General features: G+C 73.5%; 20 protein-coding genes and 1 pseudogene. 12 read left to right on the top strand and 9 right to left on the bottom strand.

The window, feature by feature from the left end; all coding sequences use genetic code 11:
* Positions 1-22: 22 nt before the first annotated feature.
* Positions 23-991 carry an AraC-like ligand-binding domain-containing protein gene (locus tag ACZ4AA_RS14480; RefSeq protein WP_467600919.1) on the bottom strand — a complete coding sequence of 323 codons (969 nt, stop codon included), beginning with the start codon at positions 989-991 and terminating at the stop codon, positions 23-25.
* Between the two features lie 209 nt (positions 992-1,200).
* Between ACZ4AA_RS14480 and ACZ4AA_RS14475 the strand changes: the two genes are divergently transcribed.
* Positions 1,201-2,628 carry an ATP-binding protein gene (locus tag ACZ4AA_RS14475; RefSeq protein ID WP_467600917.1) on the top strand — a complete coding sequence of 476 codons (1,428 nt, stop codon included), beginning with the start codon at positions 1,201-1,203 and terminating at the stop codon, positions 2,626-2,628.
* 65 nt (positions 2,629-2,693) lie between these two features.
* On the opposite strand, the gene ACZ4AA_RS14470 is transcribed toward ACZ4AA_RS14475, so the two are convergent.
* From ACZ4AA_RS14470 to ACZ4AA_RS14460, 3 genes are all read right to left on the bottom strand, one after another.
* Entirely contained in the window at positions 2,694-3,938 is a 1,245-nt protein-coding gene (locus ACZ4AA_RS14470) for a cytochrome P450 family protein (RefSeq protein WP_467600914.1), read from the bottom strand.
* A 186-nt stretch (positions 3,939-4,124) separates the two neighbouring features.
* Positions 4,125-4,538, bottom strand: coding sequence for a DUF6114 domain-containing protein (locus ACZ4AA_RS14465; protein ID WP_467600911.1), 414 nt, complete (start codon positions 4,536-4,538; stop codon positions 4,125-4,127).
* A complete protein-coding gene (locus ACZ4AA_RS14460) occupies positions 4,538-5,212 on the bottom strand; it encodes a DUF6230 family protein (RefSeq protein WP_467600908.1) in 675 nt (224 codons plus the stop codon). Before ACZ4AA_RS14460 ends, ACZ4AA_RS14465 begins: the two co-directional genes overlap by 1 nt.
* A gap of 721 nt (positions 5,213-5,933) precedes the next feature.
* Between ACZ4AA_RS14460 and ACZ4AA_RS14455 the strand changes: the two genes are divergently transcribed.
* Positions 5,934-6,599: a Tat pathway signal sequence domain protein gene (locus ACZ4AA_RS14455; protein WP_467600905.1), complete on the top strand. Its 666-nt coding sequence runs from the start codon at positions 5,934-5,936 to the stop codon at positions 6,597-6,599.
* 6 nt (positions 6,600-6,605) lie between these two features.
* Here ACZ4AA_RS14455 and ACZ4AA_RS14450 read toward each other — a convergent pair.
* Together ACZ4AA_RS14450 and ACZ4AA_RS14445 are read right to left on the bottom strand one after the other, a co-directional pair.
* Positions 6,606-7,570: pseudogene (locus ACZ4AA_RS14450) on the bottom strand (IS200/IS605 family accessory protein TnpB-related protein); the annotation flags it as partial.
* Between the two features lie 128 nt (positions 7,571-7,698).
* Positions 7,699-8,658, bottom strand: coding sequence for a lytic polysaccharide monooxygenase auxiliary activity family 9 protein (locus tag ACZ4AA_RS14445; protein ID WP_467601364.1), 960 nt, complete (start codon positions 8,656-8,658; stop codon positions 7,699-7,701).
* 531 nt (positions 8,659-9,189) lie between these two features.
* Between ACZ4AA_RS14445 and ACZ4AA_RS14440 the strand changes: the two genes are divergently transcribed.
* The 6 genes from ACZ4AA_RS14440 (at position 9,190) to ACZ4AA_RS14415 (ending at position 16,445) form a co-directional block, all read left to right on the top strand.
* Positions 9,190-10,389: a damage-control phosphatase ARMT1 family protein gene (locus ACZ4AA_RS14440; protein WP_467600902.1), complete on the top strand. Its 1,200-nt coding sequence runs from the start codon at positions 9,190-9,192 to the stop codon at positions 10,387-10,389.
* Positions 10,390-10,490: 101 nt separating this feature from the next.
* A complete protein-coding gene (gene cyc2, locus ACZ4AA_RS14435; RefSeq protein WP_467600899.1) occupies positions 10,491-12,668 on the top strand; it encodes a germacradienol/geosmin synthase Cyc2 in 2,178 nt (725 codons plus the stop codon).
* Positions 12,669-12,788: 120 nt separating this feature from the next.
* Positions 12,789-13,490, top strand: coding sequence for a PDZ domain-containing protein (locus ACZ4AA_RS14430; protein ID WP_467600896.1), 702 nt, complete (start codon positions 12,789-12,791; stop codon positions 13,488-13,490).
* Between the two features lie 99 nt (positions 13,491-13,589).
* A complete protein-coding gene (locus tag ACZ4AA_RS14425) occupies positions 13,590-14,210 on the top strand; it encodes a LysE family translocator (RefSeq protein ID WP_467600892.1) in 621 nt (206 codons plus the stop codon).
* A gap of 94 nt (positions 14,211-14,304) precedes the next feature.
* Positions 14,305-15,429 (top strand): M24 family metallopeptidase, encoded by a 1,125-nt coding sequence (locus ACZ4AA_RS14420; RefSeq protein ID WP_467600890.1) that lies wholly within the window; start codon positions 14,305-14,307, stop codon positions 15,427-15,429.
* Positions 15,430-15,491: 62 nt separating this feature from the next.
* Positions 15,492-16,445, top strand: a complete 954-nt coding sequence (locus ACZ4AA_RS14415) for an aminoglycoside phosphotransferase family protein (protein WP_467600887.1) — start codon at positions 15,492-15,494, stop codon at positions 16,443-16,445.
* Positions 16,446-16,508: 63 nt separating this feature from the next.
* Here the strand turns inward: ACZ4AA_RS14415 and treZ are convergent, their stop codons facing one another.
* Positions 16,509-18,254, bottom strand: coding sequence for a malto-oligosyltrehalose trehalohydrolase (treZ, locus tag ACZ4AA_RS14410; RefSeq protein WP_467600884.1), 1,746 nt, complete (start codon positions 18,252-18,254; stop codon positions 16,509-16,511).
* Between the two features lie 193 nt (positions 18,255-18,447).
* Between treZ and ACZ4AA_RS14405 the strand changes: the two genes are divergently transcribed.
* From ACZ4AA_RS14405 to ACZ4AA_RS14395, 3 genes are all read left to right on the top strand, one after another.
* Positions 18,448-19,014 (top strand): FHA domain-containing protein, encoded by a 567-nt coding sequence (locus ACZ4AA_RS14405; protein ID WP_467600881.1) that lies wholly within the window; start codon positions 18,448-18,450, stop codon positions 19,012-19,014.
* Between the two features lie 227 nt (positions 19,015-19,241).
* Positions 19,242-20,594 (top strand): M14 family zinc carboxypeptidase, encoded by a 1,353-nt coding sequence (locus tag ACZ4AA_RS14400; RefSeq protein WP_467601361.1) that lies wholly within the window; start codon positions 19,242-19,244, stop codon positions 20,592-20,594.
* On the top strand, positions 20,591-21,010 hold the full coding sequence (locus tag ACZ4AA_RS14395; RefSeq protein WP_467600878.1) for an SSI family serine proteinase inhibitor: 420 nt from the start codon (positions 20,591-20,593) through the stop codon (positions 21,008-21,010). Before ACZ4AA_RS14400 ends, ACZ4AA_RS14395 begins: the two co-directional genes overlap by 4 nt.
* A gap of 1 nt (position 21,011) precedes the next feature.
* On the opposite strand, the gene ACZ4AA_RS14390 is transcribed toward ACZ4AA_RS14395, so the two are convergent.
* A complete protein-coding gene (locus ACZ4AA_RS14390) occupies positions 21,012-22,262 on the bottom strand; it encodes a M14 family zinc carboxypeptidase (RefSeq protein ID WP_467600874.1) in 1,251 nt (416 codons plus the stop codon).
* Positions 22,263-22,635: 373 nt separating this feature from the next.
* Between ACZ4AA_RS14390 and ACZ4AA_RS14385 the strand changes: the two genes are divergently transcribed.
* Positions 22,636-23,910, top strand: coding sequence for a cytochrome P450 (locus tag ACZ4AA_RS14385; RefSeq protein ID WP_467600871.1), 1,275 nt, complete (start codon positions 22,636-22,638; stop codon positions 23,908-23,910).
* Here ACZ4AA_RS14385 and treY read toward each other — a convergent pair.
* Positions 23,870-26,320: a malto-oligosyltrehalose synthase gene (gene treY / locus ACZ4AA_RS14380; protein WP_467600868.1), complete on the bottom strand. Its 2,451-nt coding sequence runs from the start codon at positions 26,318-26,320 to the stop codon at positions 23,870-23,872. The genes ACZ4AA_RS14385 and treY overlap by 41 nt on opposite strands.
* Positions 26,321-26,468: the final 148 nt, after the last annotated feature.

Here is a 26,468-nt window from a genome sequence, read left to right as displayed (position 1 = left end):
CTGGGACGGAGCCGGCCGGGGATCACGTTCCGCGGACGGCGTTGCGCATCTCCCGGGGGCTCACCCCGAAGCGCTGCCGGAAGGCGGTGCTCAGGGTGCTCGCCGACGAGAACCCCGAGGCGTAGGCCAGGTCGGTGATCGTCAGGTGCTCGCAGTCGCCGCACCGGAGCCGTTCGCGGACCAGCCGCAGCCGCTCCTCGCGGATCAGGTCACGGGGGGTGGTGCCCGCGCGCTGGAGGGCCAGCTGGATCTGGCGCAGCGACCAGCCCAGGGCGCGGGCCATGGACGTACCGGTGAGACCGGGGTCGGCGGCGTGCTCGCGGACATGGCGGCGCACCACCGTCTCCACGTCCGTCAGATGACGGGCGCCGTCGGGGCGGTCGTCGCCGGTGGTGAGCATGCACAACAGCTCCACCACACGGTCGGACACGGCGTTGAACTGGGAGTCCGTGAGGCCCTCGCGCCCGGCGTACAGACCGTCGAGCATCGAGCGGACGACACGGCCGAGGCCCCTGCTCAGATCGAGGGCGGTGGCCAGCGGCGATTTGCGGTTCAGCGGGCCGTCCAGCTCGCGGGCCGGGATCGTGAGGACGAACGCCTGGGTGGAGGCGTCCTGGAGACACCGGAAGGGCGACCCGAACGAGACGAGGGTGCCCGTCCCCGGTGTCAGCCGCGCCTCGTGCCCGTCCTGGCGCAGGACGATCTCGCCGGTCAGCGGAAGCAGCAGCCGGTAGTCCCTGTCGGGGTCCTCGCGGATCTGCCGCGCGGTCCTGCTGTACTCGATCGCGTCCGACCGGAATCTGACGAGCTGATAGGCCTCGGTACGCTGACGGACCGTCCTGCCGCGGAAGTCGTCGGTGCGTCCGTACCGGTAACCCATCCGGGGCTGGTACGACCCGATGTGCTCGCTCCAGAAGTCGGCCCGCTCGGACGGCTCCACCGCGCCCGTCGACCGGGCTTCCACCAGGTAGTTCCCCGTGGGCAAGGCCACCATCGACTCCCCGACGAGTGAGGGCAGTTACGCGGCGTCAGCCTAGTGCACACGGCTGGTGCGCAGGGGGGCAATTTCCTTGCGCGCGAGGGAAAGCGTGGAACCCGACGCGGGGCTACCGTCATCCGCCCCGCCAACTCGCGTCCCGCCCCTCACTTTTCCTGCTTCAGCCCCAGTAATGCGTCGTTGCGCAAAAGGACTTGAGGACCATGACCGAACGGATACCGGTGGCCGTGTCCTGGTGCCTGGCCGCCGGCCTGCTCGCCGTCACCGTACTGCTGGTGCGGCAGCGCGGGATCAGCGCACGGCAGCGCAGGCGGACCGACGATCTCGCGCGGGACCTGCGCGCCCGCGACGAGGAGCTGCGCCATCTGGCCGAGGTCCGCCTGCCCGCCCTGGAGGACGCCCCGCACCCGTACGCGGGCACGGGTGCCGAGCACGCGGGCCCGCTCGACGGCGGCCTCCTCGACGCCCGGCTGGCCGGTACGGACTTCGCGAAGCGGCTCGGCACCGTCCTCGAACGCTTCTCGGAGGCGGTGGGACACGCGCGGGTGCGCGCCGACCGGTCCGCGAAGTCCGTGCTCAAGGCCTCGATGTTCTCGATCCAGGCTCTCGCCGACGAGCAGCAGGTGGCCATCGCCGAGATGCGGGACCGGCACGACCAGCACGACATCCTGCGCGACCTCCTGGAGATCGACCACACCAACGCCCAGTTCGGCCGTCGCGCCCAGGCGATCGCCGTCCTGTGCGGCTCCTGGCCCGGACGCAGGCGACGCACCTCCGCCCTGGCCGAGGTGGTGCGGGGCGCCGCCTCCCGCGTCCGTGACTACCGGCGCGTGCGCGTCGACGGACAGGTCGACCTCGCCGTCGAGGGCCGCGCGGTCGAACCCGTGGTCCTCGCCGTCGCCGAACTGCTGGACAACGCGGCCCGCCACTCGGGGCCCGGCACGAGGGTCGAGGTCACCCTCCAGCCGGCGCAGGACGGTGCCCGTGTGGTCGTCGACGACACCGGTGCCGGCATGGACGGGGGAGAGGCCGAGCGGGCGGCCGGCCTGCTGAGCGGCCGCGACCCGGTGGACGTGACCCGGCTCGGCGACCCTCCGCGGTTCGGATTCGCCGTCGTCGGTGTCCTCGCCGCCCGGTACGGATTCAGCGTCTCGGTGGAATCCCGGTCGCCCCACGGCGGTGTGCGGGCGGTGCTGTTCCTGCCCGCGGCACTGCTCACGCATCCGGTCCCGGCCGCGCGGGTGGTCCCGCGGTCCGTGCCGGTGCCGACGGGCAGGAGGCCCCCGTCCATGCCGCCGCTGCTTCCCACCCGGCGCTCGGCGGAACCTGTCGGGACGACCAGGGCCGGCGGCCTGCCGAAGCGGCGGCGCCGGGCCCCGCAGCAGCCGGGCCCGGCGGAACGGACCGCATCCGCGCCCGCTCAACCGGGCCCCGCGGAACGGGACCGGACCGCTGCCGCGCCCGCGGAGGACGCCGGCGCGCGGTCCGCCGAGGAGATCGCCCGGCGCATGGGCGCGTTCGCCCGCGGCCTCCGCTCCGGCCGCGCGGAGCGGGACACGGCGGGAACCCCGGAGGCCCCGCGGCCGCAGGACACCCCAACCCGCCCGGCCGAGGGCGGCACACAGGGATGACCGCGGCCGAGGACCGACGAGCCGGGCCGGATGCTCGACGTCTGTCGGGTCCGGTGTGCGGAGACCTAGGAAAGGTGCACCGGCAGTGAGTGGTGGCCGTTGGAGATGAAGGACTCCACCGGCCTCAGCTCCTCCGCGGGGACGGCCAGCCGGAGATCCGGGAAGCGCCCGAACAGGGCCGGAAGCGCGATCAGAGCCTCCAGACGGCCCAGTGGCGCCCCGAGGCAGCGGTGCACCCCGTGGCCGAAGGCGAGGTGCTCCTTGTCGGCGCGGGTGACGTCGAACAGCTCGGCGTCCTCGCCGTGGCGCCCGGGATCACGCCCGGCGGCGGCGTACGCCGCGAGGATCGCCTCGCCCCGGGCGATCACGATGCCCTCGGGGCCGCCGAGCTCGGAGAGGGCGATGTCCTCGACGGCGTACCGCAGCGGCAGACTCGCGACCGGCGCCTCCACGCGCAGCGTCTCCTCCACCACGTCGTCCCAGCCCGCGCGGCCCTCCCGGACGTGAGCGAGCTGTTCGGGCCGGGTGAGCAGGGCGTGCACGGCGTTGTCGATGAGATTGACCGTCGTCTCGTGACCGGCGCTGACCATGAGGCTCAGGGTGTCCAGGAGCTCCTGTTCGCTGAGCGCGGTGCCGTTCCGGTCGTCGCGGGCCGCGATGAGCCCGGAGGTGAGGTCGTCGCCCGGTGACTTCCGCTTGACGGCGACGAGTTCGGCCAGGACGGCGAGCATCCGGCCGTACGCCGCCGTCATCTCACCGGGTTCGGCGGAGGTGTCGAAGATGCTGTCCACCAGCTCGCGCAGCTCGGGGCCCCGCTCCTCGGGCAGTCCGAACAGCTCGCTGATCACCCGGATCGGCAGCGGACAGCAGAACTCCGCGCGCAGGTCGACGACTTGGGCGCCGCGTCCGGCCTTCGCCACACGGTCCAGCAGCTCCCGGGTGATCTCCTCGATACGCGGCTGGAGCGCTGCCGTCCTACGGGCGGTGAACGCCTTGGAGACCAGGGTGCGCAGGCGCCGGTGCTCGCCCCCGAACGCGGTGAACATGTTCTGCACGGACACCCAGGTGAACAGCGGCCAGTCGGGTGTGATCGCGCCGCTCGTCAGCAGTGGCCAGTGCTGCCCCGCGTCCTTCGACACCCGGGGGTCGGTGAGCAGCCGCTTGAGCAACTCGGGGCCGCTCACCGACCAGGCCCGCACACCGCCGGGAAGCTCCACCCGGGCCAGTGGTCCTCTCGCACGGATCCGGGCCGCCTCTCCATGGATGTCGCGTCCGGTCGCGTCGATCACCAAAGGTCGTGGATCTGCCATCGGGAGCCTCCCCGCAGTCGAACACCGATGCGCATACGGCACGTCACGCTACGCGACGACGCGGACCCGCCTGGATACGCCGGGTGCCGACTGCGTACGGTGCCAACTTCCCTGCGCGTACAGGCAATTGCCCCTTTTCCGTACGTGCGGGCAAGCCAGGCCGAGGTTCGGATTCCGCCGTCGGCCTCAGGCGTGCTCGCGCCGCAGCAGCCGTCTGCGCGGCTTCTGGTCGGGGAGCCAGCCGAAGGCCAGACAGCTGCCGACGGCCCCGAGGAGCAGGCCGACGAAGAAGCCGCCGAGGTTGGAGGTGACCCAGGTGCCGAGCGACAGCAGGATGCCCAGCAGGGAGTAGAACAGCCGCTGGGCCGGGTTGAAGAGGATCAGCAGGCCGCACAGCAGCATCGTGGTGGGCAGCAGATACCCCGCGAGGCCCTGCATCCCGATGTGCAGGACGACCTTCAGCGACGCCTTCTCGGTGAGGAGGATCTCCGCGCCTCCCAGGGTGAGCAGCAGCCCGCCCCAGAACGGGCGGTTCGCGCGCCACCGCCGGAAGGTGTCCCGCAGGTCCCGGTCCTCCTCCTCCCGTACCTCGGCACTCATCAGCAGCCTTGGTCGCTGAAGCGGAGCTTGAGGCCGGGGAGCTTGAACACCGCCGCTGTCGTCGCGTAGTTGGTCTGACGCAGGTTCGCGATGCGTACGGTGTCCGCCTGCTGGCTGAACACGCCCTTGGGGCCCTGGACCCCGGCCTTGTCGAGGGTGCTGGCGTCGTTGCCGATCTCGATGTTGTTGAAGGAGGCGTTGCCTGACAGCTCGGTGGAGTCGGTGGTCAGGTTGGTCGCCTGTACCTTGTCCGACCCGCTGCCGGCCGTGATGAGCAGGTTCGTGCCCCCCAGGTCGACGCTCTGGCACAGGTGGTCGAGCGTCGCGTTCTTGATCGCCGACGTGACGATGAGGACCTGGCCGCCGGTGTCGCCGGCGTTCGGGCTGCCGTCCGCCATGTTGTCGAGGCCGCCGAACTGCTCGAAGCCGGTGCCGTTGAGCTCGGTCGCGGTGACCGTGAAGGGCATGCCGGAGATGGCGAACTGGACGCCGAGGGCGCCCTGCGCCGTCGCGATCATCAGTCCCGCGGCGACCATGGTGGCCGGAACCGCCATCACCGCGGCGCGGCGCAGCCGGACCCGCCCGCGTCTGTCCTGTCCGGCGGCGGCTGAACCGCTTTCCGGGTTCTCGGGCGTGGAACCGTTGGACGCCGTGGCGTCCGGGGACGAGGCCATGTCTGCTCCCTGGGCACGTTCGATGCTGAAGTCGATGCGGGTGGGGCTCCATCGGCACGTTGTCCTGGCGCGGACAGCGGCTGACGCGTACGCCTCCTCGCGCCTCCCGGCGGTTGCAAGGGCTTTCTCGTTACGCGGCAGTAGCCTTCGAGGAAGTTACCGGGGGTTACACGAACGGGTCAAGGCGCGTGTGGGAAAACCGTGCCAGTTGTGTCCCACCCGTGAACAGTCATCCGCCGGACAGTCGCACTGACCTTCAACTTCCTTGCTACGCCTTGACGTTGACCATCCATCAGGTCTACAACTCTCCCTGTTTCCCGGATCCGTGGCGCCGGATCCGCCGGCCGACACGCCCGTCACCTCCCGGACCCCGCACTGCGGGGCGGTCATGGCGTGTCCAGGAACGGCCCTGGCGCGTACGCCGACATGGCGCGCCTCACGGCCGTTCCCCGTTCCCGTGGCACCGGTTGCGGTCACCTTCCCCCGAGGGCCGTGCCGGCCGCCCGGCTGTCGCTGCCGGCCCGTGGCGTACGGAGAAGGCGTCACGGACCGGCGGCGGTCACTGTCCGCACCACCCCCGCACGCGGGCCCCGGCATGTTCGCCCGCCGCCGTCGCGCGCGGCCGTCCCACCCCGCACACCGCGCCACCCTCTCGACCCGCACCCCCGCGCCCCGGCGCGGTCAGGCACCCACACCCCCATCGGAGAAGAGGCACACCCCCATGCGCACTCGAACCCTGCTCGCCGTCGCCGGCGTCGTCGCGGCCCTCTCGGCGTCCGCCGTCGTCCCCGCCTCCGCCGACGACGTCGCGGTCCTCACCACCGGCGGCGCCGGCGGGACCCCCGTCGCCGTGGGTGACGTCCTCGCCGCCTCGCTGGCGAGCGGCACCAACGCCACGCTCTACTCCAGCAGCACCGGCACGAGCGGCGTCTCCTGTTCCGCGTCGACCTTCACCGCGACCGCCGCCGACAACCCGGCGTCCCCCGGCACGGCCACCGAGTCCCTCACCGGCCAGACGTTCAACGCCAGTTCGTGCAGCAGCAATGTCATCGGCGTCCTCGGCGTCACCAGCATCACCGTCGACAACCTGCCCTACAGCACCGCCGTGGGCTCCGACGGAAGCGTCACCGTCACCCCGGCCGCGGGCTCCACCATCCAGACCACGGTCAAGCTGCGCTCGCTGCTGGGCACGCTGACCTGCGTCTACCGGGCGAACAGTCTGTCGGGCACGGCGGACAACAGTGACAACAGCATCAACTTCACCAGCCAGCAGTTCACCAAGTTCTCGGGCTCGTCCCTCTGCTTCGCGAACGGCTACTTCACCGCGAAGTACGCCCCCGTGACCGACACCAGCCAGACGGGCAGCCCGGCCGTTTTCGTCAACTGACCGTTCCTATGGACTGAGCGGAAGTGAGTCCTGTTGCCAGGACTCACACTCAGCCGAACGCCCCGGACGGTGTTGGGCGTTCTGGTTGCCCGCGTTCGCTCCGCGTCCGGGCGGCACGGATCGTGTCCGTGGTCCGGGGATGCGGGGGCGGCTTTCCTCACGTCCTGGGGTGTCCGGTCGGGCCTGGACGGTCCCATGCCCGTACCCATCGCTCTGGTGGGTACGGGGCGGTGCCGTCCGACGCCTGATCGGATGCCCCAGGGCGCGCCTTCCGATCGCCACGGCGGCAGCGTCGTGACGGGTGGTGGTGCGTTTGCGGGTGGTGAGGGGTTTCTGCCAGTGCTGGGCTCCCCAGCGGGAGGTAAGGCGGGGTCCACAGCGACCACGGGGATACGGAGCTCTGCCGCCATGGAGACCGGGCGGGCGCGCAGCCGGGCCACTGGCATCCCGGAGATCAGCTTGCGGAACTTCTTTCGGTAGCCGTGTTTCTCCCGGCTGGTCCCGTCAGTGAAGTCGAGGTTCTCGACCGCGATCGCCAGGCGGTGGCGACGGGCCCAGTGCAGCAGGCGGGTCAGGGCATGGCGTACCTGGGCGTCGCGGTGGTCGGCGGTGCCGGACAGGTCGTAGTCGAAGCGGCGCGGGGCGCCGACCGGGTTGCCGTGTACGTCCAGCCGCCAGGCCGCCAGGTGGTCGGCGTTGGTGTCGATGCCGATCAGGCCACCGGCCCGCACAGAATTCAAGGGCAGGACGGCGGCGGGTGGGAAGGTCCACGAGGCTGTCAGGTACCAGTGGTTGCGGCCGGTGTCCTCATGGACGCGATAGGCCACCGCCCGGTTCGCCTCGACGCGGTCGCGCCAGGTCCCGCCCCGGTGCGCGAACGACACCCGCGCTGCCAGGACGTAGCGGCCGTGCGGGGCGTTGGCGAGGTGGGTGAGCGGGGCCGGGAGTCCGATGCTGACGTGGCCGTCGGGGAGGCACGGACCTTCGTTCTCTCCCGTGCCTCGCACGAGCGAAGACCGCCGACACTCACTCATGCACGCCAGGACACGGATACGCACAGTCGACAGGCAACCGTTGGGAATCCCCACGGGAAACCGGTTCATTGCCGGCGTCGCAGCACCACGGCGACGCCGGCGGTGAGCAGCAGCGCCGCTCCCGCCCCTCCGGCGACCATGGGGAGGGCGGGGCCGCCGCCCGAGGTGTTCTCGGCCGCGGGTGCCAGATGATCGGTGCCCGCCTTCTCGGCGGCCGGACCGGCCGTGCTGGACGGAGAGTCGGCCGGGGCCGAGACGGTCGAGGGGCTGGGCGTGGCGGTCGCCGACCGGGTCGCCTTGGGCGACGCCTTGGCGCTCTTGCCGGCGGATCCGCTCCCGGCGCTCCCCGAAGTCCCGCTGCTCCCGGCCGTCTTCGAGGCCCCGCTCCCGCCGGAGAACACGACGTCGGAGCACGAGTAGTAGGTGTCCGTCGTGCTGGAGTTCTGCCAGATCGTGAACAGCATCTGACGGCCGGTGCGGCCGGACGGCAGCGTCGCCTTAATGCGGTAGGCGCCGGCGACCAGCGCCGGGTCGGTGACCGAGGCGAACGGCTTCTCCGGAAGGTCGGACCAGGTCAGCGGCCGTGTCGGGCTGTAGCCCTGCTTGGTCAGATAGAGCTTGAACGTTCCGGCGTGCGCGATCGTCGAACTGTAGGCCATCGTCATCGGCGCCCCGGCCGTCAGACGCGTCGCCGGGAAGTCGGCGCGGGCCAGGTCGAGCCCCTTGTAGGCGGGAAGACCGCCGCTGCACAGCTTTCCGTCCGGGATCACCGAACGGTCCCGGCCGTTCACACCGCCCACCCGCAGGTTGTCCCACGCGGTGAAGGGCGCGCCGTTCGCGGCGATCGCCGCCCGGCAGGCGGCCGTCCGGTTCTGGCTGCCGCCCTCGGGCGAGCACGCGTAGACCCGGCTGACCGGAGACGTCGGGGCGCCGTGCGCCGACGCGGTCCCCGCGGCCCACGTGGTGAGCAGCAGCGGAGCCGCCAGGGCGACTGCGGCCGCGGTGGCGGTGCGGTAGGCGGTCATCCGGGACGTCTCCTCGATGCGGGGGAAGCGCTGGGCGCGGCGCGGTGGGCCACCGCGCGCGGCAGGCACGCACTCCTCGCACGGGGTACGGGAGGATACGGATCCGGGGCGCGGTGTGTTCAGATCGGCGACCCGCTTGAAAGGGGAGCCGACTCGCCCGGTCCCGGCGGGTTCCGCCCGGCCCGTCCCGGCCGCCCGGTCCCGCCCGGTTGAGGGCCCGGCATCGGCCGGATCGAGGGCCGCCCGCCGCACGGATCGAGGGCCGCACGCCGAACGCATCGAGGGCCGTACGCCGTACGGATCGAGGGTTTTCCCGCTATCCCTCCTCTCCGTCGCCCGCCTATCGTTCAGCGCGACCGCCGCCGGCGCCTGCGCGCCCCTTGTTCACGACCGGGCCGCGCAGGACTCCGAAGCGGTCGACAGCTCGAAGCCGACCGACCTAGGCCGAACGCTGAGCTCTGCGGGGGGAGGGGCCGCCCGGCGCGCATCGCGTCGGACGGCCCCTTCTGTTCAGCCGGTACGGTGAGCCGCATGCGTGATCCCGACGTCCCCGCCCCGTTCGCCGCCGGTCCCGACGACGTCCCGGTGGTCGTGAGCTCGGTACCGGGCTCGTTCCCCTGGAGTGTGCTGGCGCAGCGGCATCCGGCGCTCATCCACAAGGTGCGGGACGCCTTTCCGTACGGTCCCGAGCGGCGTCTCGCGCTCGACGCCCTGCTCCGGAACTGCGCCGAAGGTGTCGTCGAACCGCTCGCGGAATCCGCGGCGGACCGCGGCCGTTGGGATGCCTGGGGCGGCCGGGAGTCCTACGGCCGGACCTGGTTCGACCTGCCCTTCCTGTGGTCGGAGAGCTACTTCTACCGCAAACTCCTCGAAGCCGTCGGCTACTTCGCGCCCGGGCCCTGGCAGGGCATCGACCCCTTCCGCCCCTTCAAGCTCGCCGAGCTCGACACCCCCGAGGCCGCCGCGGAACTCGCCGCGCTGGACGACCTCGCGCTCCGGCCCGCCGACGAACAGGAGGAGGCGCTGCTGCGGGGCTCCCTGTGGGGCAACCGGGCCGACCTCGGGTTCAGCCTGGCCGGCACCGGAGGCGCGGCGGCCGCCGAGGAGCGGCTCGTGGCGAACGACACGGAGCTGCTGCGGTCCCTGATCACCGGCGGCACCCTCTGCCTGGTGGCGGACAACGCCGGCCGGGAACTCATCCCCGACCTCCTCCTCGTCGACCATCTGCTCCGGCACGGCCGGGCCGGGCGGGCCACCCTGCACGTGAAGCCGTACCCGTACTACGTCTCCGACGCCACCGCGGCCGACGTGCTGGACGCGCTGCGCCGGCTGACGGCCGCGAAGGGAGCGGCCGGCGAGGCCGGGAACCGCCTCTGGGCCGCCCTGTCCGCGGGCCGTCTCACCGTCCGGACCCATCCCTTCGCCTGCGCCCCGCTGCCGTACGCCGATCTGCCCGACGACCTGCGACGGGAGTTCGCCGCGGCCGACGTGACCGTGCTCAAGGGCGATCTGAACTACCGCCGGCTCATCGGCGACCGGCTCTACCCCGCCACCACCCCGTTCGCCGTCGCGACCGCCGCTTTCCCGGGGTCGGTGGCCGCGTTGCGGACGCTCAAGTCCGATGTCGTCGTCGGGCTCACGGCCGCCGTCGAGGCGGACCTCGACGCCGCCGAGGGCGACCGCTGGCGCACCGGCGGGACCCACGCGCTGATCCAGGCGAGACGCGGATGACCGTCGCCCCGCCGTGTGCGGCTTTCGGGAGGGTTCACGCGATGGTGTGATCATGTCCTGGCCTGCGGATGCGCGCGTGGAGGCCTGGGTAGGGCCCGGCCATGACGCAGCCGTTCCGACTCCCGCACTTCTACATGCCCTACGCCGCCCGGCTGAACCCGCACCTCGACGAGGCGCGGGCCCACTCGGCCGAATGGGCCCGCTCCATGGGCATGCTCGAAGGCTCGGGCATCTGGGAGCAGACCGACCTCGACGCCCACGACTACGGCCTGTTGTGCGCCTACACCCACCCCGACTGCGACGGTCCGGTCCTTTCCCTCATCACCGACTGGTACGTGTGGGTGTTCTTCTTCGACGACCACTTCCTGGAGACCTTCAAGCGCACCCAGGATCGCGCCGGTGGCAAGGCCTACCTGGACCGGCTCCCCCTCTTCATGCCGCTCGACCTGTCGACGCCCGTGCCCGCACCGGAGAATCCCGTCGAGGCGGGACTCGCCGACCTGTGGGCGCGCACGGTGCCCTCGATGTCCACGGCCTGGCGCGAGCGGTTCGCCCGGTCCACCGAGCACCTGCTCAACGAGTCGATGTGGGAGCTGTCCAACATCCACGAGGGGAGGATCGCCAACCCCGTCGAGTACATCGAGATGCGCCGCAAGGTGGGCGGAGCCCCCTGGTCGGCCGGGCTCGTCGAGTTCGCGACCGCCGAAGTGCCCGAGTCCGTCGCGGGGTCGAGGCCGCTGCGGGTCCTGATGGAGACGTTCTCCGACGGTGTCCACCTGCGCAACGACCTGTTCTCCTACCAGCGGGAGGTCGAGGAGGAGGGCGAGCTCAGCAACGGCGTCCTCGTCCTGGAGTCGTTCTTCGGCTGCACGACACAGCAGGCCGCCGAGACCGTCAACGACGTCCTCACCTCACGGCTCCACCAGTTCGAGCACACGGCGCTCACCGAGGTGCCCGCGCTGACCCTGGAGAAGGGGCTCACGGCCGCGGAGACCGGCGCCGTCGCCGCGTACACGAAGGGCCTTCAGGACTGGCAGTCCGGCGGGCACGAATGGCACCTGCGCTCCAGCCGCTACATGAACGAGGGCGTCGTCGAGGAGACGCGGACCCTTGTCCCGAGCGGGCTCGGGACCTCCGCCACGGACGTCGGGGCACTGCTCTCGGCGGCCGAGGCGGAACGGCGGCGCGCGTACACCCATGTCCCGTTCCAGAAGGTCGGGCCGTCCGTGCTCCCCGACTTCCTCATGCCCTTCGAGGTCACCCTCAGCCCGCACCTCGCGGGCGCACGCGAGCGTCTCGGCGGCTGGACGCACGCCATGGGCATGCTCCGGGAGGGCGTCTGGGACGAGGACAAGCTCATCGCGTACGACCTGCCGCTGTGCGCCGCGGGCATCCACCCCGACGCGACGCCCGAGGCCCTCGACCTCGGCTCGCAGTGGCTGGCCTGGGGCACGTACGCCGACGACTACTACCCGCTGCACTTCGGCAACCGCCGTGACCTGGCCGCCGCCAGGTTCGCCACCGCCCGCCTGTCCGCCTGCATGCCCGAGGCGGGCGCGGACCCGCCCCTCCCGGTCAACGGCATGGAACGGGGACTGATCGACCTGTGGCGGCGCACCACCGCGGAGATGACCCCGGAGGCCGCCGGCGCCCTGCGCGCGTCGGTGGACGTGATGACGGAGAGCTGGCTGTGGGAGCTGTCCAACCAGATCCAGAACCGCGTCCCGGACCCGGTGGACTATCTGGAGATGCGCCGGGCCACCTTCGGCTCCGAGCTCACCATGAGCCTGTCCCGCCTCGGACACGGCCGGACGGTCCCCCCGGAGGTCTACCGCAGCGGCCCGGTCCGGTCGCTGGAGAACGCGGCCATGGACTACGCGATGCTCCTGAACGACGTCTTCTCGTACCAGAAGGAGATCGAGTACGAGGGAGAGATCCACAACAGCGTCCTCGTCGTGCAGAACTTCTTCGGCTGCGACTATCCGACGGCGCTCGGAATCGTCCATGACCTGATGACCCGGCGCATGGAGCAGTTCCAGCATGTCGTCGCCCATGAACTGCCGCTCCTCTACGAGGACTTCGAACTCTCGGAGGAGGCGCGCGAGGTGATGCGGGGCTATGTCCGCGAGCTGGAGAACTGGCTGGCCGGGGTCCTGAAATGGCATCAGGACTGCCACCGCTACGGCGCGGCCGACCTGGCCCGGCGCGCCCACGGCTTCGTACCCGACCGGGTGCCCGCGCCACCGCTGGCCCGACGGGCGGAGACGGTGGCGTCCTGAGGGGACCGTTTCCGGAGCGGGGGCCGTCCAGTCTCACTCGTTCGGGGATCGTCGCGCGCCGGCGAGAGGGGTAGGGCAAGAGCCGAAGGCGGTCCGTGGAACATCTGCCGGAGGCGACTCATGGAACAGGCCGCGTTGCGTCCCAAACCGATGCCCGGCCGGGACCCGGGCGGCACCCGTCCGTCCCGCGCGACCCGGCCCCCGCGCGAGGAGCGGGGGCGCGGCGGACGCCTGGTCACCCTGTCGGCCGGGGTGTTCGCCGCGGCGGTGCTCGTGCTGTCCGGCGTCGGGCTCGGCGCGGTGGGCGCGACCGTGCTCGGCGCGGGCGGACTGGCGGAACTCCAGAAGCAGGTCGGCGGGGCCGGGCCGACGGCACGGGAGCCGTCCCCCGATTACGGAGCGCCGAGGCGGGGCGCCGCCGCGGCACCCGAACCGGCCGGCGTCGCGGCACCCCTGCCGGCCGGTTCGGAAGCACCCCTGTCCGCCGGCCCGGAAAGGCCGGGGCCGGGCGGTTCCGGAGCCCCGCGGGCCGCCGGGTCCGAGCGGCAACCGGTCCGGGGCACCCTCGGGGTCGAGGCCGTCGACACCCCCGGCGGCGGGGGCGCGCTCGTCGTCGCGGTGCACGACCCCGGTCCCGCCTACACCGCGGGCCTCGTACGCGGTGACGTCCTGCTCGCCCTCGACGGGAGGGGGATCACCTCGGCCGCCGACCTCGCGCGCGCGGTGGCGGACGCGGCACCGGGCCGGGAGGTCACCCTGCGGGTGCGCCACGCGAACGGCGGCCGCGGGCGCCTGTCCGCGGTACCGGGCACCGCGACCTGAGACGCTCCGGCCCGCCCGCGCCCCGGAGGCGGGGCCCGTCGCGCCGGTCCCCGGGAAAAGGGGCTGGTCAACGGAGCCGCGGACCGTCACGATGGCCGCATGCTGAGCACTCTCGCGGCCTTCCTCGGCGCCTGCACCCTGATCGCCGCCTCGCCCGGACCGAGCACCGTGCTGATCATCAAACGGTCCCTGGGCAGCAGGCGGTCCGGGTTCCTGACCGTGCTCGGCAACGAGACGGGCGTCTTCCTGTGGGGCGCCGTCGCCGCGTTCGGCCTCACCGCGCTGCTCGCCGCCTCCGAGATGGCCTACGACGTCATGCGCGTCGTCGGTGCCGTCGTGCTCGTCGGCTTCGGGGTCCAGACGCTGTGGCAGGCACGCCGTCCCAAGGACGGCGCCGACGGCGGCTGGGAGGGCGCGGAGCGGAGCGACTGGGCGTCGTACCGGGGCGGGCTGCTGCTCAACCTCGCCAACCCCAAGGCGGCCGTGTTCGCGATGTCCTTCCTGCCGCAGTTCGTGCCCGAGGGCGCCCCGCACCTGCCCGCCATGCTCGGCCTCGCCGCGCTCTGGGCGGTCTACGAGGTGGGGTACTACGGCGTCTACGTGTGGTTCGTCGGCCGGATGAAGGCCGTGCTGTCCCGCACCGGTGTGCGCCGGCGCCTGGAACAGGTCTCCGGAGGCGTCCTGCTGCTCCTGGGAGCCCGCCTCGCCCTGGAGGGCTGACCCCGCCGCGGTACGACCGGCTCGCGCGCACCCCACCGGAGAGGCAGGATGCTGCCGTAGCCCCCCGGGGAACTCCGCACACACGGAGGCAAGGATGACCGCCGCCACACCCGCGCCCTTCACCGCGGACGACTACGAGGCCCGTATGCGGCGCGCCGCCGAGGCCGCGGCCGACGCCGGGCTCGACGGCGTCCTCGTCGCGCCGGGGCCCGACCTGGTGTGGCTGACCGGGTACCGCCCGGTGGAGACCGAGCGGCTCACCCTGCTGGTGCTGCGCGCGGGACACGATCCGGCCCTCGTCGTGCCCACCCTGGAGGCGCCCGACGCGGCCAAGTCGCCCGGCGCGCCCGCGCTGACCCTGCACGACTGGACCGACGGCATGGACCCCTACGCCGCCGCCGAACCCTTCATGAACCGCGCCGGCCGCTTCGGCATCAGCGACAACGGCTGGGCCCTGCACCTGCTCGGAATCCAGAAGAGGCTCCCCGACACCCGCTACGAGGCCCTGACCGTGGCCCTGCCGATGCTCAGGGCCGTCAAGGACGCGGCCGAACTGGAGCGGCTCGCGGCCGCCGGAGCCGCGGCCGACGAGGCCTTCGAGGAGATCCGCAAGGTCCGCTTCGCCGACCGCAGGGAGTCGGAGGTGTCCAAGGACCTCGCCGATCTCCTGCGCCGGTTCGGGCACTCCCAGGTGGACTTCACCATCGTCGCCTCGGGCCCCAACGGGGCCGACCCGCACCACGAGGCCGACGAGCGCGTGATCGAGCCCGGCGACATGGTGGTCCTCGACTTCGGCGGCCTCAAGGACGGCTACGGCTCCGACACCTCCCGCACCGTCCACGTCGGCGAACCGGACGACGAGGAGCGCAAGGTGCACGACATCGTGCGCGAGGCCCAGGAGGCCGGCTTCCGTGCCGTGCGGCCCGGAGCCGCCTGCCAGGACATCGACCGCGCGGCGCGCGCCGTCATCGAGGCCGCCGGGTACGGCGAGTACTTCATCCACCGCACCGGGCACGGCATCGGCGTCACCACCCACGAACCGCCCTACATGGTCGAGGGCGAGGAACAGCCCCTGGTTCCCGGCATGTGCTTCTCCGTGGAGCCGGGGATCTATCTGCCCGGGCGCTTCGGCGTCCGCATCGAGGACATCGTCACGGTCACCGAGGACGGCGGACGCCGGCTCAACAACACGTCCCGCGAGATGGTCGTCGTCGACTGACGCGGGCCCGCGGACCGTGCGACGATCCTTCGACCCCGCCCCCGGACGACAAGGGCGCGACCATGAACCCGACACCGGCACCCGCACCGCCACCGACCCCCGAGACCGTCCGTCGGCTGGTCCGCGCGCTGCTCTCCGACGCCGCCGCCCCCGGTCCGGGGCCGGACGTACGGCCCGTCCGCGAGCAGGGCGGACACTTCACCTGGTGGGTGGGCCGACGCCATGTGCTGCGGCTCGCCCCGGACCCCGGGGCCTCCCTGCGCCGCCGCCGTGAACTGCGGCTGCGCGAGCTGATCCGTCCCTTCGTCGGGGGCGTCGTTCCCCTGAGCGTCGCGCGGGGCGACTGGGCGGCCGGGCTGAGCTACACCCTGGACACCAGGGTGCCCGGCGTCTCCGGAGAGGAGCAGGCCGTCTCGGCGCTCGGCGAGGCCGACCTGGCGGACCTGCTGACCGGGCTGCGCGAGGTCCCTGTACGGCAGGCCGAGACGCTGGGGGTGCCGCGGGTCCCACCGCGCTCCCTTGAGGCCCTGCGCGCCACCGCCGTACGGGCCGCGGAACGGCTCCCCGCGGAGGAGTTCGACCCCGCCAGGTTCGACCAGCTCGCCGCGCCCGCGGCCGTCCAGCTCGGCGCGCAGACCGGCCCCGCGGTCCTCGTCCACCACGGACTCCTCGGCGAACACCTCGTGGTCGGCCCCGACGGACGGGTGCGGGGCGTCCTGGACTGGAGCGGCGCGGTGATCGGGGATCCGGCCGAGGACATCGCCGGGCTGGCCCTCGCCGTCGGCGCCCCCGCCGCCGTCCGCGCCGCCACCCTCGCCGGCCACGGCGCCCGCTCCTGCCTGCGCGGCCTGTGGCTCGCCCGCTGCGACACCGTCGTCCGGCTCGCCGACGGCCTCCACGGCGGCCACGACCCCGCCGGGCTTCCGCTCCTGGAGGCCCGGTTGAGGCGCGCCTGGGAGTCGATCCTCCTGGAGCGGGTCACCGACCTCCGGGACACACCGGACGAGGCACCCTAGGACCGGAATCGGCAGGACGGGCCCGGCAGGACGGACCGGCCAGGACGGCTCCCAAGTGGGTCCTCACGCCTGGGTCAGTACCACGCACGACTCGCCCGGCACGTTCAGTACCCCGTCCGGGCCGGGCGCCTCCACCGGTTCCCAGGCGGCGAGGAACCGGACCCGGCGGATGCCGAGGGGAATCGCCGCGGGGTCCTTGTCGAGGTTCACGGCGACGCGGACGTCCCCGCGCCGGACGGCGATCCAGCGGGCCGCCGGATCGTGGGCGACCCTGACCGCCGCGAGATCGGGATCCGACAGGTCGGCCTGGCTCCGGCGCAGGGCGATCAGTTCGCGGTACCAGGCCAGCAGCCGTGCGTGCGGGGCCTGTTCGGGCTCCGACCAGTCGAGACAGGAGCGGTCCCGGGTCGCCGGGTCCTGCGGGTCCGGCACGTCCTCCTCGGCCCAGCCGTGCGCCGCGAACTCCCGCCGCCTGCCCCGCCGTACGGCCTCCGCGAGCTCGGGGTCGGTGTGGTCGGTGAAGAACTGCCAGGGTGTCGTGGCACCCCACTCCTCGCCCATGAACAGCATCGGGGTGAAGGGCGCGGTGAGCGTCAGCGCGGCGGCGCAGGCCAGCAGCCCGGGGGAGAGGGTGGCCGACAGCCGGTCCCCCTGGGCGCGGTTGCCGATCTGGTCGTGGGTCTGGCTGTAGCCGAGCAGCCGCTGAGCCGAGACCCGCGCGCGGTCGAGTGGACGGCCGTGACGGCGCCCGCGGAAGCTCGACCAGGTGCCGTTGTGGAAGAACCCCGACGTCAGCGTCTTGCACAGCGCGGTGAGCGGGGTGTGCGCGAAGTCCGCGTAGTAGCCCTGCGATTCACCGGTCAGCGTGGTGTGCAGCGCGTGGTGGAAGTCGTCGTTCCACTGCGCGTGCAGTCCGAGGCCGCCCTCCTCGCGTGAGGTGATGATCCGGGGGTCGTTGAGATCCGACTCGGCGATCAGGAACAGCGGCCGGCCCAGATCGCCGGCGAGCGCGTCCACGGCCGCCGACAGCTCCTCCAGGAAGTGCAGCGCCCGGGTGTCCCGCAGGGCGTGCACCGCGTCGAGCCGCAGACCGTCGAGGCGGTAGTCACGCAGCCAGGCCAACGCGCTGCCCACCAGATAGGAGCGCACCTCGTCCGAGCCTGGCGCGTCGAGGTTCACCGCCGAGCCCCAGGGCGTCTGATGGGTGTCCGTGAAGTACGACCCGAACGCGGGCAGATGGTTGCCCGAGGGACCGAGATGGTTGTGCACGACGTCGAGGACGACACCGAGACCCAGTTCGTGAGCCCGGTCGACAAAGCGCTTCAGCGCCTCGGGACCGCCGTACGGCTCGTGCACCGCCCACAGGGAGACCCCCTCGTACCCCCAGCCGTGCCGGCCGGGGAACGGGCAGAGCGGCATCAACTCGACGTGCGTGACACCCAGTTCGGCCAGATGCCCGAGCCGGTCCGCCGCCGCGTCCAGCGTGCCCTCGGGCGTGTACGTCCCCACGTGCAGTTCGTAGAGGACCGCACCCGGCAGCGGGCGTCCTGGCCAGTCGGCACGCCACGCGTACCGGCCCTGGTCGACCACCGCGCTCGGCCCGTCGGGGCCGTCCGGCTGGCGGCGCGAGCGGGGATCGGGCAGCACCGGACCGTCGTCCACCGCGAACCCGTACCGCGTCCCGTCCGTCACCTCCGCCTCACCCGTCCACCATCCGGCACGCCCCGGATCGCGTTCCAACGCGCTCGTGACACCGGCGTGATGGAGCGTCATCCGGTCGGCCCGCGGTGCCCACACCTCGAATCGCATGGACGCTTCCCCCTTGTCGGCTCGCAGTGACCCAGCACGTCCATGGTGCTCCACAAGAGATCAATTCGCTTTCGGATCCACCCTTTTGCCGCGTGTTCGTCGCCCTTTGGTCGCGCGAACGGCCGCACGCGGTCCCACCAGCCGTTTCCGGGTCTTCTGGACACGTTGTCATTACTGCCCGACAATCACGAACGTGACGTCGTCCTTCGAGTTCCACCCGTACCCCGCGCGGCTGTCCGACGCGGAGCGCGACCGGGCGCTCAAGTCCCTCCGTGACGGCGTCGCCCTCGGCCGTCTCTCGCACGACACCTTCGTCCACCGCATGGAGCTGGCGCTGGCCGCCCGCCGCTCCGACGAACTCGCCGTGCTCACCGCCGACCTGCCCCCCGGCGACGAACGCGCCGGGCGGCGCTGGTCGAAGCGGGTGTTCGGCACCGTGGAGGCCCTGTCCGGCTTCACGGTCCGGCTGCGCCGGGCCTGGCAGGCCGAGCGCCTGCCCAAACTCCAGCTGCCCGACCCGGGTGACGCCTACCCGCTGCGCATCGGCCGCGACCCGGCCAGCGGACTGCGCCTCAACCACGAGACGGTCTCCCGGGTGCACGCCGAACTGCGCCGCCAGGGCGGTGCGTGGGTGCTGCGCGACCTCGGCTCGACCAACGGCACGACCGTCAACGGGCGGCGCGTCATCGGCGCGTCCGTCGTGAAGGACGGCGACCAGGTCGGCTTCGGCCGCATGATGTTCCGCCTCGCCTCGGCCTGAACCGCGCCTCCGGCCAGGAGGCCTCCGCACGGCCGGCCGGGCGGCACCGCCCTCCCACCCGAGCGGCCTCCGCGCGCCCGGAGAGCGCGTACGGACCGGAGTTCGCCGGCTCGCCCCCACCATCCGCGCGCCTCCGCGGTGTTGACGTACACCCCGAGTCCGTGACTGACTGTGTGGACGTGATGTACATCCGGTGAAACGACGGCACGTACGAGTGGAGGTGTGCTCTGCCGCCACTGCGCCGTTACCCGACCGTCGACGAACTCGGCACCCGCGCCGCCGCGCTCGTCGCCCGGCGCCCCGGTGAGGCCCGGCTGCGCCGGGTGGGCACCTCCCGGGCGGGCGTCCCGATGCTGCTCCTGTCCGTCGGACACGGCAGCCGTCAGGCACTCGTCGTCGCCGGACCGCACGCCAACGAACCCGTCGGCGGCGCGACCGCCCTCCGGCTGGCCGAGCGGGCCCTGGCCGACCCCCGCCTCACCGAGGGCGCGGACGCCACCTGGAACCTCCTCCTGTGCCTCGACCCCGACGGCTCCCGCCGCAACGAGGCCTGGCTCCGGGGCCCTTACACCCTCGGCCACTATTTCCGGCACTTCTTCCGGCCCGGCTTCCGCGAACAGCCGGAATGGCTGCCCGACGGCCCGCGGGGCGCCGCCCTGCCCGAGACCCGGGTCCTGCTCGGACTCCAGGACGAGCTGCGGCCCTTCCTCCAGTGCTCGCTGCACGGCGTCGACGTCGGCGGCGCCTTCGTCGAGCTGACCCGCGACCTTCCCGGCCTGTCCCAGCGCGTCGCGCACAGCGCGGCCCGCCTCGGCATCCCGCGCGAACTCGGCCCGTACGACACCCTGTACTGGCCGGAACTCGGACCCGCCGTCTACCGCGTCCCGCCGCCGCGCACCGGAGACCTGGCCGCCGCCATCACCGAGGCCGCGGTCGACTCCACCTGGTTCCACCCCCAGCGGCACGGCACGGTCACCGCCATCGTCGAGGCACCCATGTGGGGCGTCGCGGCCGTCGAGGACCCGGCGCGCCCCGCCGACCCCGACCCGGCCCTGCGCTCCGTCAGCCGGACCCTGCGCCACGACACGAGGGTCCTCAAGGACCTCCTGGCCCGGGTGCGTCCCGGCCTCGGCGGCTCGCCGGACGTGACCTGTCTGCTCGCGCCGGTCGACGACTATTTACTGGTCGGCCCCGGACTCGCCGACTCCTGGGACCCCGACGTCCGCCACGCCGGGACCCGCGCCCTGCCGCCGCTCGACACCGCCCGGCTCACCGCCCTGCGCCTCGCCGGGCGCCGGGTCGCGCTGCGCACCGCCGGACTGCTGCACCAGCTCGTCACCGCCTCCGGCCAGGACCCCTCCGGCGCGCTGCCCGAGCTCGACCGGCTGATCGACGCGTGGTGCGCCGACTACCGCGACGGCTGCGGAGCACGCTGGATCCCGGTCGCACGCCAGGTCGAGTACCAGGCGCGTGTCGTCCTCTCCGCGTTCGAACTCGCCGGACGCCACGACGGCGTACGTCCCCGTTCGGGTGACTCCGGCTGGACCGCGCGGGCCACGGTGCCGATGCACCGGGAATGACGACAACCCTTCGAGCGATCCGCGCCCTCCTGCTCCTGCCGCTCGCACTCCTCCTCGCGGGCGCGGCCCCCGCGGCCCACGCGTCCCCCCGGCACGGCTTCCCCGGCAACTGGCTCGGCCTCGCGGTCACCCGCGGCGACGCCCGCTCCAGCGACACCCGCGGCGTCCTGCTGCTCTGCGACCCACCCCAGGGCCACGCCCACGCGGCCAGGGCCTGCCGTCAACTCGCCGCCGCCAGAGGGGACCTCGGCCGCATTCCGCGCCGGACCGGCACCATGTGCCCGATGCTCTACGCGCCCGTGACGGCGTCCGCGCACGGCCGATGGAACGGCCGCCGCGTCGACTTCAGGCACACATACGCCAACTCCTGTGTGATGGGCGCCGAGACGGGCGCGGTGTTCGACCTGTCGAGCTGAGTCAGGCCGCGCCCTCGCGCGCGTGACGGGCGGCCGCGATCACCGTACGGGCCTGGTGTTCGACCTGGTTCTCCAGCGGCACCCAGCGCGCGCCGAAGCGTTCGGCGAAGGCGTCGCTCCAGCCGGCGACCAGCTCTTCGAGACGAGGTGCCTCGCGGTCGTCGGCCTCCCGGAGCACGCGCAGCAGCATCGAGGCCGCCCGCAGCGGGATCCGCCGGCCGAACGCGTCCACGCTGCCCACGTACGCCATCGTCGTGTCCACGGGGGGCGGCTGCGACCAGTCGGCGGCGAGCCCGGGCACCAGGTCGAGCGCCCACTTCGCGGCCCGCAGCAGAGGTCCGTCGGGTCCGGGCAGCCGGGGCAGGGCCCGGCCGAGCACCGCCTCCACCTGTGCGGCGTCCGTCACCAGGCGCTGGGCCAGGCCCCGCATCGCCGCCGTGGGGGCGGGGTGCGGCGCCGGATCGTCCACCAGGTCGCTGGCCCACATCGGCACCTCCACGACGGCCGTCAGACCGCCGTACCGGTGGGCGTGGTACCAGGTGCTGTGCCGGGCGTCGTCCGGCATGCTCGGGTACGCCGTGTCCGAACCGGGCGCCGGCATCACATGCACCCCGGGCCCCGAGGCGGGCCAGCCCGCGGCGTCCGAGGCGGCCGTCTCCACCGGGATGCGCAGCTCCGCCGCCGACTTGGCGAACGGCTCGGCGAGACCGGGGACGTCCTTGGTCAACTGCACCCAGCTGCCGCCGAGATCGGTGCCGTGCAGCGTCACCTGGAGGTAGGGCCGCACCTCGTCGATGACCCCGGTCAGCGCCCGGGTCTCCGGCGGGAGCCGGTCGGGCGGCAGGACGGAGGGCGACCACTCCGGCTGCTCGGGTCCGGCCGGACGGAAGAAGCCCAGGTGGTAGTCGAGGAGGGTCCGCGGCGCGGGGGTCACATGGAGGCTCGCTCCGTCCGGGTCCGCGCAGAGCAGGAAATGCCACGAGGTGTCCCTGCGCAACTCCCGCCGGAACAGCACACGTTCGGCCAGGGACAGCAGCGTGGAACCACCGGTCGGCTCGTTGGCGTGGGCCCCCGCCACGACGAGGACGGCACGCCGGGCGTGGCCGACGGACAGCAGGTGGAGGGGTCTGCCCGCGCGCGAGGTGCCCACTTCTCTGAGGACGCACAGGTCGGGCCGGTGAGCCGCCAGCGCCGAGGCGGACGACACGATTTCGGTCACACTGGGGTAGCGCAACTCCGGCAGATGACTCACCCCCGACTTGTCCGCCCTGCGTCGCTTTTGGCAGTACTCCACGGTCTCGGAGAACTGTCAAGGACGCGTCGGCGCGGCACCGGGGGACCCCTGATGGCATTTTCCGGCGGCAAGGGGCAGCGGCGGGTGCGCGCGGATTCCCGGCCGGGGCGGACCACGTCCCGCAGGCCTGCGGGTACCCCCGGCGCGAGCCCGTGCGGGGCGGTCGGCGCGCGGCGACCGGCGTACGCCCCCGCCCTGGGCGGGCGGGCCGGGTGCGACGTACACGATTCACTCGTCCGGGTGTACGGGAACTGCGGTCCCGCCCGGGCGGTGTTCGACTCGGAACAACCGCGCGCGGGTCCGGCGCGCCGACCCGAGGTGGTGGCCCGCGGTGCTGTGTCCACACGGCCTTCCCGTCGAAGGCCCCCCGACGACGATCCCCGCGGGCCCGCCGGGCCCACCCTCGGCGAGCGAGGCGGCCGCGCCCCGCGCCCGCGCGGGACCGGCACCCGCCCCCGGCTCGCCCGCTCCGGCTCCCCCGGACCCGGACCCGGCGCCGTACGCACCGCCCCGCGGCTCCCGCGCGCGCCTGGGTGCTCCGGGCAGCCTGCTCGACCCGGGGACCCGGGATGATCCGCACTCCTTCCACCGCGCCCTGCGCGGCACCTTCCCGCTGTTCCACGACGAGCCGTTCGGGGCCTGGCTGGTCAGCCGGTACGCCGATGTGCGCGCGGTGCTCGGGGACCCCCGGTTCGTCGCCCCGGCGCCCGGACCCGTACCGCCGCACGCGGGCGCGTACCGGGCCGCCCTGGCCTCGGTGCGGCGGGACCAGGTGTCGGCCGCGCTGCGCGCCGGCGCCGAGCGCACCGCCCACGTCCTCGCGAGCCGTCTGGCGTCCCGTCAGGAGGTCGACCTGGTGGCCGAGTTCTGCCAGTGGCTGCCCGCCGCCGCGGCCGTCGCCGCGCTCGGACTGCCGTACGAGGACACGGCCCGCGTGCACGCCTGGTGCCGGACCGGACTCGACCACCTCGGCGGTCACCGCCCCGCCCTCGACGCCTATCTGCGGCCCCACATCGCCCGCCGCCGCGCCCACCCGGGTGACGACCTGCTGTCCGCGCTGTGCGCGGCCCGCCCCGGCGGCGATCCACTGCCGGACGAGGCCGTGACCGGGATCGCCGGGACCGTGCTGGGCGCGGCCGGCGAGACGACGGCACGCGCCCTCGCGTCCTTCCTCGCCAACCTCCTCGACCATCCGCGCCAACTCGCCCTGATCCGCGCCCGCCCCGAGCTGACCGGAGCCGCCTGGGCCGAGTCGCTGCGCCGCGACCCGCCGTTGCAGATCGTGCCCCGCCGGACGCTCGAACCGGTCGGCTCGATACCCGAGGGCGCCACCGTGGCGTGTCTGCTCGGCGCCGCGGGCCGCGACCCGGCCCGGTTCGCCGATCCGGACCGCTACGACATCTTCCGCGCGGACCCCGGCGACCTCGCGTACGGCCGCGGACCGCACCACTGCCCGGGCGCGCCGCTGGCCCGGCTGACGGCGGAAGCGGGGCTGCGCGCCCTGCTGACCGTGCTGCCGGGCCTGCGCAGGGCCTCCGGGCCCCGGCCGCGCCCCGAGGGCCTGGTCAGCCGTTCTCCGCGGACCCTTCCGGTGTGTCCGCGCTGACGCGCTCCAGCAGGGCGACGGGTGCCCCCTCGAAGAGGTCCGCCACGCGCGCGTGCCCGGCGAACTCCCGCTCCGCGGAACCGGAGGGGAGCACATGGGCCCACCGGCCGGGGGGAAGCGCGAGGACGGTGTCCCGCCAGCCGCCCGCCTCGGCGAGGGCCAGCGACAGCCGCGTCACGGCCGTGATCACCTCTCCCGACCGCGCGAACGCCACACAGTGCCCGGCCGCCGGACCCTCGGCCGGCAGCGGCGCGTACGTCCCCGACGCGCCGAAGACACCGGGCCGCCGGGCGCGCAGCCGCAGCGCGGCGGCCGTGAGCGCCGGCTTCTCGGCCGACGGGTCCCGCGGCGCGAACGCCTCCCGGTTGTCCGGGTCCACCAGCGCCCGGTACTCGTCCTCCGTGCCCTGGTAGACGTCCGGCACCCCGGGCATCGTCAGATGGACCAGGGCGGCCCCCAGGACGTTCGCCCGCACATGGGGTGCCAAGGCGGCCCGCAGCGCGGCCACGTGCCGTCCAGGGGGCCCGCACGGCCCGTCCGAGACGAACGCCGCCACCGCGTCCTCGTACGCGGGGTCGCGCTCGGTCCAGGCGGTGCGGGTCCCGGCCTCCCTGACGTGCTTCAGCAGGGCGTCCCGCACGCGCTCGGTGTGGGCCCCGGCCGTCTCCTGCCCGGCGGCCGGGCCGAGGCCGAACACCGTCTGCCAGGCCGCCCACGCCAGCTGCGGGTCGGGGCTCCCCGGAACCTCGTCGCCCGCCACCGCCAGGACCTCGGACCAGGCCTCCGGGCACTGGGTGAGCACGGAGACGGCGGCGCGCACGTCCGCGCTGCGCTTGGTGTCGTGGGTGGACAGGACGGTTCCGGTGGCGGGCCGGTCGTGCTGCACGCGCGCGCAGTAGGCGTGGAAGTCGTCCGGGGACACCGCGGGGCTGCCCGGGTCGCCGCCCACCTCGTTCGCCGACAGTAGGGGTACGTGGCGGTAGAACGCCGTGTCCTCCACCGACTTGGCGCGCAGCGCCGACGACGTCTGCGCGAACCGGGCCCGGAACGCGGCCGCTCCGGGCCCGTCGCCGTCCCGGGCGAGCAGCAGATCCCGTACGAGATCCACCGCCTGCGCCTCCTCGGGCACGGCGAACGCCGACCTGGCCTCGGCGGCGGCCCGCTCGGTGAGCACCTGGGCCGCGTCCGTCGACGGATAGGAGCGGTACACCTCCATCCGGACCAGGAGCTCGCGCAGCGCGGTGCCCAGGGCCCACGGGGCGTGGTCGCGCGCGGCGGGGTCGGGGGAGGCGGCGCACAGGGCGCTCACCTCGCGGGTGAGGCGTTCGGTCTCGGCGGCCAGTTCGTGCGTGATCACCTTGTACGCGGCCCGGCGCACCGTGCTGTCCCAGTGGCCGCCCCGGTCGGCCTGGGGGCCCGCGAAGCGCCGGTAGCGGCCGAGCAGCCGGCTCGCGCCCGTCTCGTCCGTGAAGAGGCCGTCGATGTGCCGCAGCGCGTCGTAGCCGGTGGTGCCCGCCACGGGCCAGGCGGGCGGGAGCGGTTCGCCGTCGGCGAGGATCTTCTCGACCACCGTCCAGCGGCCTTCGGTCGCCCGGTGCAGCCGGCGCAGATAGGCGTCCGGGTCGGCCAGCCCGTCCGGGTGGTCGATCCGCAGTCCCTCGATCACCCCGTCGGCGACGAGCTCCAGGATCTTCGCGTGGGTCGCCGCGAACACCTCCGGGTCCTCGACGCGCACCCCGATGAGCTCCGAGATGCTGAAGAAGCGCCGGTAGTTGAGCTCGGTGCGGGCCAGCCGCCACCACGCGGGGCGGTACCACTGGGCGTCCAGGAGCTCGGGCATCGGCAGGCCCGCGGTGCCCTCGCGCAGCGGGAACACATGGTCGTAGTAGCGCAGCAGGTCGCCGTCGACCTTCAGCTGGCCGGTCTCGGCGCCGAGGCGGTCCCCGAGCACCGGCAGCAGCACCCGGCCGTCCTGGGCGTCCCAGTCGATGTCGAACCAGCGCGCGTACGGGGATCCGGGGCCCTCGCGCAGCACCTCCCACAGGGCGTGGTTGTGGCGCGGGGACATCGCCATGTGGTTCGGCACGATGTCCACGACGAGCCCGAGGCCGTGCTCGCGCGCGGTGCGTGCCAGGGACCGCAACCCCTCCTCACCGCCGAGTTCGGCCCGTACGCGCGTGTGGTCGACCACGTCGTAGCCGTGCGTCGAGCCGGGGACGGCCTCCAGGACGGGGGAGAGGTGCAGATGGGAGACGCCGAGCGCGGCCACGTAGGGCACGGCCGCCTCGGCGCGGCGGAAGGGGAACTCGGGCTGGAGCTGGAGCCGGTAGGTGGCGGTCGGCACGACGGGGGCGAGGGGGCCGGGGACGACCGAGTCCGCGATCGCCGGTTCGGGGCGCTCAGGTGTCATGCGACTCTACGTACCCGTCCGGCCGCCTTTCTGTCATCGCGGCCCGCACAAGGGCACGCACGGCCCCTGCCCGCGCGCGGGGACGGGCTCGTACGGCTCCGCCCCGCGCGCGCGTGCCCCCGGCGAGGCGGCCCCACGCGCGCGGGGC

This window comes from Streptomyces sp. NPDC024698 (genome assembly GCF_055559015.1).
This window is presented reverse-complemented; position numbering and strand designations above follow the sequence as displayed.

Excerpts from the sequence above, each read along its gene's own strand:
- ACZ4AA_RS14475 (WP_467600917.1), top strand. The coding sequence starts at position 1,201 with ATGACCGAACGGATACCGGTGGCCGTGTCCTGGTGCCTGGCCGCCGGC.
- ACZ4AA_RS14470 (WP_467600914.1), bottom strand. The coding sequence starts at position 3,938 with ATGGCAGATCCACGACCTTTGGTGATCGACGCGACCGGACGCGACATC.
- ACZ4AA_RS14465 (WP_467600911.1), bottom strand. The coding sequence starts at position 4,538 with ATGAGTGCCGAGGTACGGGAGGAGGAGGACCGGGACCTGCGGGACACC.
- ACZ4AA_RS14460 (WP_467600908.1), bottom strand. The coding sequence starts at position 5,212 with ATGGCCTCGTCCCCGGACGCCACGGCGTCCAACGGTTCCACGCCCGAG.
- ACZ4AA_RS14455 (WP_467600905.1), top strand. The coding sequence starts at position 5,934 with ATGCGCACTCGAACCCTGCTCGCCGTCGCCGGCGTCGTCGCGGCCCTC.
- ACZ4AA_RS14445 (WP_467601364.1), bottom strand. The coding sequence starts at position 8,658 with ATGACCGCCTACCGCACCGCCACCGCGGCCGCAGTCGCCCTGGCGGCT.
- ACZ4AA_RS14440 (WP_467600902.1), top strand. The coding sequence starts at position 9,190 with ATGCGTGATCCCGACGTCCCCGCCCCGTTCGCCGCCGGTCCCGACGAC.
- cyc2 (WP_467600899.1), top strand. The coding sequence starts at position 10,491 with ATGACGCAGCCGTTCCGACTCCCGCACTTCTACATGCCCTACGCCGCC.
- ACZ4AA_RS14430 (WP_467600896.1), top strand. The coding sequence starts at position 12,789 with ATGGAACAGGCCGCGTTGCGTCCCAAACCGATGCCCGGCCGGGACCCG.
- ACZ4AA_RS14425 (WP_467600892.1), top strand. The coding sequence starts at position 13,590 with ATGCTGAGCACTCTCGCGGCCTTCCTCGGCGCCTGCACCCTGATCGCC.
- ACZ4AA_RS14420 (WP_467600890.1), top strand. The coding sequence starts at position 14,305 with ATGACCGCCGCCACACCCGCGCCCTTCACCGCGGACGACTACGAGGCC.
- ACZ4AA_RS14415 (WP_467600887.1), top strand. The coding sequence starts at position 15,492 with ATGAACCCGACACCGGCACCCGCACCGCCACCGACCCCCGAGACCGTC.
- treZ (WP_467600884.1), bottom strand. The coding sequence starts at position 18,254 with ATGCGATTCGAGGTGTGGGCACCGCGGGCCGACCGGATGACGCTCCAT.
- ACZ4AA_RS14395 (WP_467600878.1), top strand. The coding sequence starts at position 20,591 with ATGACGACAACCCTTCGAGCGATCCGCGCCCTCCTGCTCCTGCCGCTC.
- treY (WP_467600868.1), bottom strand. The coding sequence starts at position 26,320 with ATGACACCTGAGCGCCCCGAACCGGCGATCGCGGACTCGGTCGTCCCC.